Genomic DNA, 11,375 nt, shown 5'->3' on the forward strand with positions numbered 1-11,375 from the left:
TCACCGACATCTTAGCACTCCCCAATAGCGAGTGCTAACCACCCTCCGGCAACGGAGAACCTTTCAACCTACGCACCAGGGATAATAAAAATGGCACAGTCGAAGTTGCGGCCGCTTCACGACCGCGTGGTCGTTCGCCGGGTCGAATCCGAATCCAAGACCGCCGGCGGGATCATCATCCCGGATACGGCGAAGGAAAAGCCGCAGGAAGGCGAGATCATCGCCGTCGGCTCCGGCGCCCGCGACGAAGCTGGCAAGCTCGTGCCCCTGGACGTCAAGGCTGGCGACCGTATCCTGTTCGGCAAGTGGTCGGGCACCGAAGTCAAGCTCAATGGCGAAGACCTTCTGATCATGAAGGAAGCCGACATCATGGGCATCATCGGCTAACACGCCGCTGCCTTTCATCCGTACCATCCAATCTGAATTTCGGGCGAAATGCCCAGGAGTACAAAATGGCTGCCAAAGACGTAAAATTCTCCCGTGACGCCCGCGAGCGCATGCTGCGCGGCGTCAACATCCTCGCCGACGCGGTGAAGGTGACGCTCGGCCCCAAGGGCCGCAACGTCGTTATCGACAAGTCGTTCGGTGCCCCGCGCATCACCAAGGACGGCGTCACCGTCGCCAAGGAAATCGAGCTTGAAGACAAGTTCGAAAACATGGGCGCACAGATGGTCCGCGAAGTCGCTTCGAAGACCAACGACATCGCCGGCGACGGCACCACGACTGCGACCGTTCTGGCGCAGTCGATCGTCCAGGAAGGCCACAAGGCGGTTGCCGCCGGCATGAACCCGATGGACCTGAAGCGCGGCATCGATCTTGCCGTGACCGACGTCGTCGCGACGCTGATCAAGAACGCCAAGAAGATCAAGACCTCGGAAGAGGTTGCCCAGGTCGGCACGATCGCCGGCAATGGCGACGAGTCGGTCGGCAAGATGATCGCGGAAGCGATGCAGAAGGTCGGCAATGAAGGCGTCATCACGGTCGAGGAAGCCAAGACTGCCGAGACGGAACTCGAAGTCGTCGAAGGCATGCAGTTCGACCGCGGCTATCTCTCGCCCTACTTCGTCACCAACGCCGACAAGATGGTTGCCGATCTCGAGGACGTCTACATCCTGCTGCACGAGAAGAAGCTCTCCAACCTGCAGGCCATGCTGCCGGTTCTCGAAGCCGTCGTGCAGACCTCCAAGCCGCTGCTCATCATCTCGGAAGACGTCGAAGGCGAGGCTCTGGCCACGCTGGTCGTCAACAAGCTGCGTGGCGGCCTGAAGATCGCCGCCGTCAAGGCGCCGGGCTTCGGTGATCGCCGCAAGGCCATGCTGGAAGACATCGCCATCCTCACCGGTGGCCAGGTCATCTCCGAAGACCTCGGCATCAAGCTCGAGAACGTCGGCCTCAACATGCTTGGCCGCGCCAAGAAGGTGTCGATCTCCAAGGAGAACACCACCATCGTCGACGGCGCCGGCAAGAAGGAAGAGATCCAGGGCCGCGTTGCCCAGATCAAGCAGCAGATCGAAGAGACCACGTCGGACTACGACAAGGAGAAGCTGCAGGAACGTCTCGCGAAGCTCGCGGGCGGCGTTGCGGTGATCCGCGTCGGCGGTGCGACGGAAGTCGAAGTCAAGGAAAAGAAGGACCGCGTTGACGATGCGCTGAACGCGACACGCGCGGCCGTGGAAGAAGGCATCGTTCCCGGCGGCGGCGTTGCCCTGCTGCGCGCTTCGCTGAGCATCAACGCTGTCGGCGCAAACTCCGACCAGACCGCTGGCATCAGCATCGTGCGTCGTGCGCTGCAGGCTCCGGCCCGCCAGATCGCTGCCAACGCCGGTGCGGAAGCTTCGATCGTTGCCGGCAAGATCCTTGAGAACAAGGGCGCAACCTTCGGCTACAACGCCCAGACCGGCGAATATGGCGACATGATCGCCATGGGCATCGTCGATCCGGTCAAGGTCGTGCGCACGGCTCTCCAGGACGCGGCCTCGGTCGCCGGCCTGCTGGTCACCACCGAAGCCATGATCGCGGAGGCTCCGAAGAAGGAGTCGGCTGGCGGCGGCGGCATGCCTGGCGGCATGGGCGGCGGCGGCATGGGCGGCATGGGCGGCATGGACTTCTAAGGTCCGCGCCTCTCACCAATCTCGAAGGGCGGCAGCAATGCCGCCCTTTCTTCGTGTCCATTGCGCCGGTTGTCGGCGACCCGCGAGCCGGGGTATATGCCCGCCAAGGGTTATGCTTATGTCTGGACGGATACTGCCTTTTTTCCTGGGCCTGGCCTTACTCTTGGGCGGCGGCTGCGCGCACAGCGATGATGGTACAGTGATTATTCCGAGATCGCTTGATGCTAGGCGATTCTTTGACAAAGAGCCGCCACGCCTGCAGCAGCAACAGATCGAAACCAGCGTGTTTCCGGTGGCGCCAGAGGCGCCGGAGAGGCTCGAACCGCGCCGTTCGGCAAGTCAAAAGACATCACAGAGAGTTGTTTGGCGGGCCGCAAGTCCGCCGCTCTCCTCTTCCGAGCCGCACAAAGTGCTTGTCTGCAAGAACGTCAGCGAGCCTGGCAAGCGGTACCGTATGGTTTGCGAATAGGGCACTTGGTTTGGCCAGCATTCTAGCCTCAGAGCGTCGCGGTGCCTTTCCGGATCAGATGTCCAGAGCGACGTCTCCCTTCTTTCCCCATGATCCAGTCATTCTATCATTCCTAGCTTCACGAAACGGAGCCGAGTTTTGCCGGCGGCTTCCCGCGAAGCGCTTGGATATCGATCAGAACAGTCTCTGAAAGAAAAGGCCGCGCTCTGCCGCGATCGCAACCGCATGGGCCAAGCTTTTGGCACCCAGCTTGGCCCTTGCCAGATCAAGATGAAATCGGACCATGCGAGCAGATAGCGACAGTATCTCTGCGGTCCGTTTGACCTTCTCTCCCCTCGCGTCCCATTTCAGGCATTCGATCTCTCTAGCGTCGCAGGAGCGACGCGTCAGGGTGCATTCCCGGCGCTGACCATGCTGCGGATCGCTTTCGCACTAGAAACCGCGTTTCAGGGGCACATAGGCACCATAGGGTCAGACCCCAAGCCTAGTTACGCGTCAGGACCTCGTATCTATTTCACCCACTTGCGCACGCGGCGCACGATCTCTGATGTTGAGATCCCGTAGCGGTCGTGAAGTGTCGGTAGCGCGCCGGCGTCGAGAAATTCGTCGGGCAGTGCGATCTGGCGGAAGACAGGGGTCACGCCCTCGCGCATCAGCAGGCCAGCGACACCTTCGCCCAACCCGCCGATCATCGTGTGGTTCTCCGCAACGACCACCATCCGTCCAGCCCGGCGCGCGGCGGCAAGGATTGCGTCCGTATCGAGCGGCTTGATGGTCGGCACGTGCAGCACCGCGCAGTCGATGCGGTCCGCTTCAAGCGCCTTCGCCGCCTCCAGCACGCGCATGGTCATCAGCCCGCTGGAAATGAACAGCACATCCGCACCGTCGCGCAGCAGCCACGCCTTGCCGATCTGGAATGTGTAATCATATTCGTCGAGCACGACGGGGACCTTGCCCCGCAACAGCCGCATGTAGACCGGCCCCTTGTAGTCCGCGATCGCCTCCGTGGCCTGTTCGATGTCGAGCGCGTCGCATGGATCGATGATCGTCAGGTTCGGCATGCCACGGAAAATCGCGATGTCTTCCGTCGCCTGGTGGCTGGGGCCGTAGCCGGTGGTCAATCCCGGCAGAGCGCAGACAATTTTGACGTCGAGGTTCTCCTCGGCAATCGCCATGCATATGAAATCGTAGGCACGTCGCGAGGCAAAGACAGCGTAGGTCGTGGCGAAGGGCGTGAAACCCTCCCGCGCCAGGCCAGCGGCAGCGCTCATCAGCACCTGCTCCGCCATGCCCATTTGGTAGAAGCGATCCGGATGCTCCTGCGCGAAGACATGTAGGTCGGTGTATTTCGCAAGATCAGCCGTCAAACCCACGATCCCGAGCCGCTCGTGTGCCAATCTGGCAAGTGTGTGCCCAAACGGCGCGTTGCGGGTCGCAATGCCATCGGGCGCAATCGAGGCGATCATTGCCGACGTGGTTTTGCGCTCACCCGCGTTGACGGCGTGGCGCGGCGCGAACTTTGACAGCCTCAATGCGAACGTCCCCTTTCCAAAGCTTCGAGGGCCAACGTCCATTCATGCGGCTCGACCCGAATGAAGTGTGCAATGTCGCGGGATTCAAGGAACGGCACGCCCTTGGCCATGCGAGTGTCGCAGACGATGACACGCGGGCGAGGTTCCTTAAGCCCGCGCGCCAGATCGAAGGCCATGCGGACTGCCTCAATGTCGTTGCCGTCGACACGCTGTGCGTGCCAGCCGAACGCCTCGAACTTGTCGGTCACCGGCTCGGAGGAAAGCATCGCGGTCGATGGGCCGTCGGCTTGCTGATTGTTGAAGTCGACGATGGCGATGAGATTGTCGAGCCTGTGGTGTGCGGCCGACATCGCTGCTTCCCAGGTCGAGCCCTCGCCGAGCTCACCATCGGACATCAGATTGTAGACGAAACTGCCGCTCCGCTTGCGTTTCAGCCCCAGGCACATGCCGACGGCGATGCCAAGGCCGTGGCCGAGCGACCCGCCGGTGATCTCCATGCCGGGCGTATACGCCGCCATGCCGGACATCGGCATCCGGCTGTCGTCGGTGCCATAGGTTTCGAGCTCTTCCTCCGGGAGCACGCCCGCTTCGATCAGCGCGGCGTACAGCGCGATCGCGTAGTGTCCGATCGACAGCAGGAAGCGGTCGCGTCCCTCCCAGCGCGTATCGGTAGGCCGGTAACGAAGCGCATGGAAATAGGCGACGGCGAGCACGTCGGCGACACCCAGAGCCTGTCCGACATAGCCCTGGCCCTGGACTTGACCCATGCGCACCGCATGCCGACGGATACGATAGGCTCGTTCGGCAAGGCCGACATTGCTGCCGGCCCGTGGCATGTCGATCTCCGTTGTCCCTTCAGCCATGGATCAGCATCCCGCCATTGACGTCGATGACGGCGCCGGTGATGTAGCTGGCCAGATCGGACGCGAGGAAGAGATAGGCGCCCGCCACGTCGCGGGCATCGCCCAGCCGACTGAGCGGGATACCCTTGATGATATCGGCGCGCATGGCGTCGGTCAGTTTGTCACCGGTAATGTCAGTCTGGATGAGGCCCGGCGTAACACAGTTGATGCGGATACCGTCGGGTCCGAATTCGCGCGCCATGGCCTTGGCAAGCCCGAGCACGCCCGCCTTGGCGGCTGAATAGTGCGGGCCGCCGAAGATGCCGCCGCCGCGCTGTGCGGAAACCGACGACATGCAGATGATCGATCCACCGCCATTTTCGCGCATATGCGGGATGAAGGCCTGGCTGAGATAGAGGACGCCGCGCAGATTGACATCGAGGATGCGGTCCCAATCAGCGGGGCCGATATCCAGTGTCTTTACTGGCTGAGTGATCCCGGCAATGTTGCACAGCACGTCGACCTTGCTGAAAACTTCAGTCACTTCCGCAGCAGCCTTCTTGCAGGCATCGAGATCGGCGACATTGCAGGCGAGACCAATGTGCTCGGGCCCAAGCGACGCGGCTGCGTCACGGGCTTGTCCCTCATCAAGGTCAAGAATGGCAATACGCGCGCCTTGCTCCGCCATCAGCGTTGCCGTGGAGCGGCCAATTCCTCTAGGGCTCGCGGCACCCGAAATCACCGCGGCCTTGCCCTTCAGCAACATGTCAAAGTCTCCTGCTGTTTACGCGACGAATGGTCTAAAGGCGGTAGTACCGGGCCGCGTTGTCGTGGAACAACGCAAGCCGCTGCTCATGGGGGTAAGCCTTCGTGATCTCCTTGAAGGCATTAACGATGGCGTCGAAGCTCGAGAACAGCTTGTCGACGGGGAAGTTCGTGGCGAACATGCTGCGGTCGACGCCGAAGGCCGCGATCGCTTCCTCGACATAGGGACGGATCGATGCAGTGGTCCAGGACCAGTCACCCATGCCAAGACCCGAGATCTTGCAGGCGACGTTCGGCGCCTGCGCCAACTGGCGCATGGCTTTTCTCCAGGCCCCGAAATGTTCAGGGCCATCAATTTGCATTCCTGTGTGGTTAAGAATGATCTGCACGTCGGGAAAATCGCGCGCGAGCTCGAGAAACTCGCCCATCTGGGGGTAATAGAGCTGCAAGTCGAAGCTCAGTCGACGTTTCGCCAGCTCCTGGAAGCCTCGCCGCCATTCGGGTGTCCGGCTCACTTCCGACCGGGCCTGATACGTCTTGGCGGGGTCGGGGTGGTAATTCATCGACTGCCGGACACCCCTGAAGTTCGCATACTCCATGTGCTGGTCGAGAAGGTCGCCCACATCGGGTTTGGAGAGGTCGGCATAACCGACAATGCCGTGGGGAAACCCCCGCTTGTTCGCGATCTCCTGCAGCCAACGGGTTTCCCCGACCGGATCGCCGGGATCGAACCCCACATCAAGATGCACTGATTTCACCAGGTTCTGATTCCTGGCGTCTTCCAGATAGTCGTCGAGAAGGTAGCTTTTGCGGATCGCCTCGTAGTCGCCGAAGGCCGACGGCTTAACCCCGTCGGTCAGCCACGGATAGTAATTGGTCTCCAAATCCCACAAATGATGGTGCGGATCGATGAAGGGCAGCTCGGCCACGGTCGGGATTCCTCGCTCGGGGTCTGGACCCGCCAGCAGCTAGCCGGCGGGTCCACTGGGTGGCGGTCAGTTGCTCGGGGGAAAAACGCGGGCGATGACCTTCTTGGCCTCGGGACTGTCGACCTTGTCGGCGGTCACCAGAGGCATGACCAACGCAAGGTCCTGGGTCACCGGTGCGCCCGTGAGGGCGTTGTAGACCTGTTGGGTACCGTCGATGCCCTGGCCCACCGCCTCCTGGAAGAAGATGCCCTGGATCGCTCCCTTTTTGAGAAGCGCGATCGTTGTTGGCGAGCCGTCGGCGACGGTAATGCCGATCTTGCCGGACAGGCCCCTGGTTTCGACCACCTTGGCGGCGCCGGTGCCAGCTTCGTCATACATGCCGTAAATGGCCTTGATGTCGGGATTGGCCGTCAACAGGTCGTTTGCCTGGGTTACGGCTTCGCTGATGGTGAGGCCGCGTGTCTCCAGCATCTGGACGAGGTCGCAGCCCGAGGCAGCGAACGCCTCCTTGGCGCCTTTGAGATACTTCTGCGCATTCTCCCGATCCTGTGGCAAGGACAGCATGCCGACCTTGTTGCCGCCACGCTCCTTTGCGAGCTCGCAGGTGAACTTTCCCTGCGCCTTGCCGGTCTCGTAGTTGTTCGCGGTCACCGAGGACGTGTAGTTCGTGAGGCCCGGCTGTGGCCCGATGCCGGCAAAGGCGATCGGCACCTTCTGCTTCGCCAGATAGTCGAGCAGTGGCGGCGTCGACGTTGAGCTGACAGGCCCGATCACGATGGCCGAGACACCTTTGGTGACAGCTGTCCTGGCATTGTCCATCTGCTTGGCGGGCGAATTCTCCGACGTGTACTCGACATAATCCATGCCAAGCTCCTTGGCCTTCTCCTTCACGCCGTAGCCGACCCACTGCCAATAGGAGATGTCCAGCGACGGGGCGATATAGGCGACGGTTTTCTTGTCCTCGGCGTATGATGCGCTGGACAGCGCGGTTGCCGCCAATGCTGCAAGTAGAATGGTCTTCAACTTCATCTTGGTTCCTCCCGTTGATGATCTAGATGCGGTTCTTGTTGCTGAAGCGGTCGATCAAAACCGCGAGCAGGATTGCGGCGCCTGTCACGGACCCCTGCCAGAAGCTGTTCACGCCAATGAGGTTCACGCCGTTCTGGATGCAGGTGATCATCAGCGCGCCCAGCACGGCACCAATGGCGCTGCCCGTTCCGCCAAAGAGGCTGGCCCCGCCGATGACGACGGCGGCAATCGCCTGCAGCATAAGGCTGGCACCGGCCGTGGCTTCGGCGTTGAGGATGTAGCTGACGGTCAAAAGTCCGGCGAAAGAAGCAAGCAGGCTCGATACGACATAGGCCGCGAACTTGATGCGCAGAACCGGGATGCCGAGCAGCCGAGCGGCAACCGCCGATGAGCCGACAGCATAGAACCAGCGTCCGACCACGACCTTGCGCAGGACGTATTCCAGCACGACCATCAGTATGATGCAGAACAGCAGATGGTTGGGTATTGCGGGAATAATCTCGCCCGAATTCAGGAGCCAGAAATCCGGCGCTCCGATCGGCATCGAACGACCGTTTGTGACGATGAAGGCAAGGCTGCCCGCCACCGCGTAGGTGATGAGCGTGACGACGAACGGCGCGAGCCCGACGACCGTGACCAGAAGGCCATTGATCGAACCGAACACAAGGCCGACCGCCAGGCCGGCAGCGCTCGCGGTTAGTCCATCAGCGCCACTGGCCATCGCCAGCGCGGTTACCATTCCGGTGAGGGAGAAAACGGAGCCGACCGAAAGATCGATACCGCCGGTGACAACGACCAGCAAAACACCAAGCGACATGATGATGAGAGGCGCGGCGGCTTGAATAATGTTTTGCAAATTGCCCATGCTGAGTGCGGCGGGCACGAACATTCCGACGGCCACCAGCAGAACGACGATTGCCGCGGCAATCGCGGCTTCCGTGCGGTAGGACAAAAGAACTGCTGGGACGCGCGACCTGGTGGTCCGGAGTTTGTTGGTTGTCGTGGCGCGGTTCGCTGTGTCGCTCATGCCGCCATCCCCGTCAGTTCGGCGAGCCCGCCCTCTGTGTAGCGTTCTGCTGGCAGGAATCCCTTTGGCCGCCCATCGGTGTCAAAGGCGAAAATGGCGTCGCAAAGCTCAAGCAGTTCGACGTTCTCGGTCGACCACCAGATGATGATCGCGCCAGCGTCTGCCATCTCCCGGATCAAGCCATAGATGTCATGCTTTGTGCCGATGTCGACGCCACTCGTCGGCTCTTCCAGCACTACTATTTTGAGCGGCAGCCCAAGCCAGCGTGCGACGAGAAGCTTCTGCTGGTTGCCGCCGGAAAGCGAGGCCGGCAGGTCCCAGATCGAGGAGGCCTTTAGTTTTAGCGCTGAAACGAGATCCAGACATTCCTGCCTCTCGGCCGCGGCAACGATCCGCCGCCTCTCGCGAACCCTGCGCGCTGCAAGCACGTTGTCGACGATCGGAAGCTGCGAAAGGATGCCCTTGGTTGCCCGGTCACCCGAGACAAAACCGATGCCGGCGCGCGCCGCTGCCGCTGGGGACGAGAAGCGGTCCCCAAAACCCTCGCCGGAAAGGCGCCAGCCCGCTCCGGGTCCCGCGCCCACAAGGGGAGCAATGAGACCGGTCGGACCCGCCGGTGCGCCTGCCAGACCCAGGATGGTGCCGGACAAAATCGCGATACGGACGTCGTCTGGGCCCAGGAGTTGGATTGGTGCGCCCTGCCGGAGGTGCTTTTGCGGGTTGCGATGCGTTGCCGAACTCTGCGTGGGTTGTCCCATCTGCTGGACAATCTCAGCGTCGCTGAGCGAGGCGACAGGGGTAGCATTCGCGATGGTGACGCCATCGCGCAAAATAGTGCAGACATCGCAGACCTCGCGGATTTCACGCATACGGTGAGAAACAAAGACGATGCCGATGCCTTCCTCGCGCACCAGCCGCCTCAGCACCGAGAAAAGTTTGGCTGTCTCGCCGGCGGTGAGATTGGCCGTGGGCTCGTCGAGAAGCAGCACTTCGGCTCCAGTGGAAAGCGCACGAGCGATCTCGACGATCTGGCCCTCGTGAAGCGACAATTTGCGTGCCGGCAAATCGATGATTTCTTCGCCGATCGCTGGGTCGATCAGGCGGAGCGCACCAAGCGCAATTTCGCGCATGCGGCGGCGGCTGATCAGCGACCAGCCTGACCTGGCATGCACAATGCCGAAGTTTTCCGCCACCGACAGCTCGGGCAACAGCGCTAGTTCCTGATGCACCACAGCGATGATCGGGCTGGTGCGGCCGGCCTTCGACGAGCGCAAGTCAATATCGCCGGCATCGCGCGAGGTCAGCCCCGTGATGATGCGGATGAAGGTGCTTTTGCCGGCGCCATTGCCGCCCAGGAGCGCGTGGATTTCGCCAGCCCGGACCTGAAAACTCACGCCCCGGAGGACTCGCGTCGCGCCGTAGCTCTTCTCGACGTTGGAAGCTTCGATCAGCGTCTTCCTGGCTGATGCCAGCCCAACGCCCGGCACATTGCCGCAAGTGCCCAAGCTTTGAGCTGAACCTGGTTCCATCCTCTATCTCCTCCCGAGACGGCAGGATCATGCGACCGATTGACATTCGGCTCAATTCTCGTTTCTTAACATTTTGTGTAGCTGAGCTTAACTGACGAGCACAATGTCGGATTTCAAGTTCCATTCCATGACCCATTTCGAGGCGGTCGCGCGTCTCGGAGGCGTGGCGAAGGCCGCGCAGGAATTGCGCGTGACACCTTCGGCGGTCAGCCAGCAACTGCGGCTGCTGGAACACCAGCTCGGGGTGCGGCTTTTTCAACGCGAGAAGCGTCATCTCTCGCTCACTATCGACGGCGAGCGGCTCTTTCAGACCACCACGCAGGCTTTCGAATCCATCCGCGAGGTGCGCAACGCCATCGTTCGGCAGCGTGAGAGCTTCCAGCTCAGCGTCCGTGTCAGTCCTTCTTTCGGTGAGAAGTGGCTGGCACCGCGCTTGGCCGAATTCAGCAAGGACTATCCGAGCTGGAATTTGCGGGTCGACGCGACACCCAACTTCTCCGACTTCGAAACGGAGGTCATCGATCTCGATCTTCGTTACGGCGACGGCGGCTGGGCCGGCCTCTATTCCGATTGCGTCGTCAACGACCTGATCCTGCCGATGTGCTCGCCTTCCTATCTTGCCGAACTGCACGCGATCTCGCCGGATCCGCGCGAGCAGCTTCGCCATGCGCGATTGATCGACAGTGTGAAGGCCTATTTCCGTTGGGATTACTGGCTGCCGCGCAACGCCATCCAGGGGGCCCGCATGACCTATCCCTATCGTTTTGACCGTTCATCGATGTCGGTTCAGTTGGCTAAGGATGGGGCAGGCGTGGTCCTGGAGAGCACATCGATCGCATTCGAGGACCTGGTGTCGGGCTCCCTGGTGCCGGTCTCAACCGAGTTCGACGTCATAGAGTTTCCGGGCTATTGGCTGGTCTGTCCTTCGCGGCATATGAACCGGCGCGCGGTTCGCCTGTTTTCGGAATGGGTGTCACGGATCGGAAAGCGTGATACCGATCTGGCTCGCCATTTTCTGTTGGAGAAGCAACTCCACATATCGTTCGAGCGACGGCCGCATTTCGGCGCGCAGGATGACAGAGCCACACCAATGGCGTGATACAACAATGTTGATCCCGTATTAGAGTTTTTCAGAACGGCCA

Annotated in this window: 11 protein-coding genes; 3 read left to right on the forward strand and 8 right to left on the reverse strand. The window is 61.3% G+C overall.

Annotation, left to right across the window (positions count from 1 at the left end; genetic code table 11):
* Positions 1-90 precede the first annotated feature (90 nt).
* Together groES and groL are read left to right on the forward strand one after the other, a co-directional pair.
* Complete coding sequence (groES, locus tag ACLGL5_RS12915) at positions 91-387, forward strand: co-chaperone GroES (RefSeq protein ID WP_069091223.1); 297 nt, start codon at positions 91-93, stop codon at positions 385-387.
* 65 nt (positions 388-452) lie between these two features.
* Positions 453-2,111, forward strand: coding sequence for a chaperonin GroEL (groL, locus tag ACLGL5_RS12920; RefSeq protein ID WP_494372918.1), 1,659 nt, complete (start codon positions 453-455; stop codon positions 2,109-2,111).
* Between the two features lie 643 nt (positions 2,112-2,754).
* On the opposite strand, the gene ACLGL5_RS12925 is transcribed toward groL, so the two are convergent.
* The 8 genes from ACLGL5_RS12925 to ACLGL5_RS12960 all read right to left on the reverse strand — a co-directional run bounded on the left by ACLGL5_RS12925 (position 2,755) and on the right by ACLGL5_RS12960 (position 10,233).
* Complete coding sequence (locus tag ACLGL5_RS12925; protein WP_083246596.1) at positions 2,755-2,970, reverse strand: helix-turn-helix domain-containing protein; 216 nt, start codon at positions 2,968-2,970, stop codon at positions 2,755-2,757.
* A 119-nt stretch (positions 2,971-3,089) separates the two neighbouring features.
* The gene (locus tag ACLGL5_RS12930) at positions 3,090-4,112 is read right to left on the reverse strand and encodes a transketolase family protein (protein ID WP_069091224.1); all 1,023 of its coding nucleotides are present in this window, start codon (positions 4,110-4,112) and stop codon (positions 3,090-3,092) included.
* Complete coding sequence (locus tag ACLGL5_RS12935; RefSeq protein WP_106406568.1) at positions 4,109-4,948, reverse strand: transketolase; 840 nt, start codon at positions 4,946-4,948, stop codon at positions 4,109-4,111. Before ACLGL5_RS12935 ends, ACLGL5_RS12930 begins: the two co-directional genes overlap by 4 nt.
* A 19-nt stretch (positions 4,949-4,967) precedes the next feature.
* Entirely contained in the window at positions 4,968-5,720 is a 753-nt protein-coding gene (locus ACLGL5_RS12940; RefSeq protein ID WP_069091225.1) for an SDR family NAD(P)-dependent oxidoreductase, read from the reverse strand.
* A gap of 34 nt (positions 5,721-5,754) precedes the next feature.
* Complete coding sequence (locus ACLGL5_RS12945; RefSeq protein ID WP_069091226.1) at positions 5,755-6,648, reverse strand: amidohydrolase family protein; 894 nt, start codon at positions 6,646-6,648, stop codon at positions 5,755-5,757.
* 66 nt (positions 6,649-6,714) lie between these two features.
* The gene (locus tag ACLGL5_RS12950) at positions 6,715-7,677 is read right to left on the reverse strand and encodes a substrate-binding domain-containing protein (RefSeq protein ID WP_069091227.1); all 963 of its coding nucleotides are present in this window, start codon (positions 7,675-7,677) and stop codon (positions 6,715-6,717) included.
* A gap of 22 nt (positions 7,678-7,699) precedes the next feature.
* Entirely contained in the window at positions 7,700-8,704 is a 1,005-nt protein-coding gene (locus tag ACLGL5_RS12955; protein WP_069091228.1) for an ABC transporter permease, read from the reverse strand.
* Positions 8,701-10,233: an ATP-binding cassette domain-containing protein gene (locus ACLGL5_RS12960; RefSeq protein ID WP_141700901.1), complete on the reverse strand. Its 1,533-nt coding sequence runs from the start codon at positions 10,231-10,233 to the stop codon at positions 8,701-8,703. Before ACLGL5_RS12960 ends, ACLGL5_RS12955 begins: the two co-directional genes overlap by 4 nt.
* Before the next feature lie 103 nt (positions 10,234-10,336).
* Between ACLGL5_RS12960 and ACLGL5_RS12965 the strand changes: the two genes are divergently transcribed.
* Positions 10,337-11,332, forward strand: a complete 996-nt coding sequence (locus ACLGL5_RS12965) for a LysR substrate-binding domain-containing protein (protein WP_069091229.1) — start codon at positions 10,337-10,339, stop codon at positions 11,330-11,332.
* Positions 11,333-11,375: the final 43 nt, after the last annotated feature.

The organism is Mesorhizobium sp. U510 (genome assembly GCF_059180695.1).